This is a genomic window from uncultured Campylobacter sp. (genome assembly GCF_938045625.1).
Classification (GTDB): domain Bacteria; phylum Campylobacterota; class Campylobacteria; order Campylobacterales; family Campylobacteraceae; genus Campylobacter_A.
Genome location: NZ_CALIAV010000072.1, coordinates 1 through 1,095, shown reverse-complemented (window position 1 = coordinate 1,095; position 1,095 = coordinate 1). Strand labels below are relative to the sequence as shown.

The 1,095-nt window shown below is 41.6% G+C and carries 2 protein-coding genes; both read left to right on the top strand.

All coding sequences use genetic code 11. From position 1 onward, the window contains the following. Positions 1–125: 125 nt before the first annotated feature. A complete protein-coding gene (locus tag Q0386_RS07380; protein ID WP_299029218.1) occupies positions 126–869 on the top strand; it encodes a phage regulatory protein/antirepressor Ant in 744 nt (247 codons plus the stop codon). 120 nt (positions 870–989) lie between these two features. Continuing rightward, on the top strand, positions 990–1,095 hold a 106-nt coding region (locus Q0386_RS07375), incomplete at its 3' end, for an ERF family protein (RefSeq protein WP_299029221.1).

The window sequence follows — 1,095 nt, the reverse complement described above, 5'->3', positions numbered from 1 at the left end:
GGCTATTAAACAAAATCCAGTATCAAATGGACGGCGTTTATAGCGAGATAGGCGCGGTTATGGCGTATGCAAACGATAATGACCGCTTTTTTATGGAACAAAATGAAATTTTAAAAGGATAAATAATGGAAAATCTAATCATCAACGGCCAAGAGATAAAGTTGGAAGTAGCAGGCGGTCAGGTCTGGACTACTTCCCTACAAATTGCAGATGTGTTCGAGAAAGAACACAAGCATATTTTAGCAAAAATTAGGGAGCTTCCGCAAGATAATTTCAACGGGTCAAATTTTCGGCTCGTTGAATATACCGACAAAAAGGGCGAAAGCAGACCGTATTTTTTAGTTTCAAAAGACGGTTTCACTCTTCTGGCTATGAGTTTTAACGGCGAGAAGTTTTACAAATTCAAAGTTGCCTACATCAACGCCTTTAACGCGATGGCGGAAAAACTAAAAAATCCGTTTAACGTTCCGCGCAACTACAAAGAGGCTTTAGAGCTAGCAATAACCCAATTAGACAAGATCGAAGCATTGGAGGCGCAGCGCAGGACGGATATGCCTAAGATAGTGTTTGCCGAGGCGGTAGAAGCAAGCGCTACAAGCGCATTAATAGGCGACTTTGTAAAGACGCTTTGCGATACGGACGTAAGCGTCGGACGCAATAGAGTGTTTAAGTGGCTAAGAGATGAAAAATATCTGATGGCGGACAATATGCCTTACCAGAGGTGGGCGGAAGCAGGATATTTTGAAGTGATACCCCAAATCATCGTTACGCCCAAAGGCAACAAAGAGCGCTTCACTACGAAAATCACGGCAAAAGGGCAGGTGGCGTTAAGCGTGAAAATCATAGAAGCTTTTAAAAAATCAGCATAAAGGATAAACAATGAGTTTAAAAGATTTTAAATTTTACCTCTCATTGATGAGAGTGGATAGATACACGACGATCGGCGATTTTATCGCGTTTGTTAAATCTTACAATGCAAAGGACGAGGAATGTTAGAAGTTCTAAACAAAATCCAATGCGAGCTAAAGGCTCCCAAGACGCAGATGAATAAATTTGGCGGCTATGCGTATCGTAGCTGCGAGGATATCTTAGAAG

Coding starts and splice junctions, on each gene's coding strand:
- Q0386_RS07380 (WP_299029218.1), top strand. CDS start 126: ATGGAAAATCTAATCATCAACGGCCAAGAGATAAAGTTGGAAGTAGCA.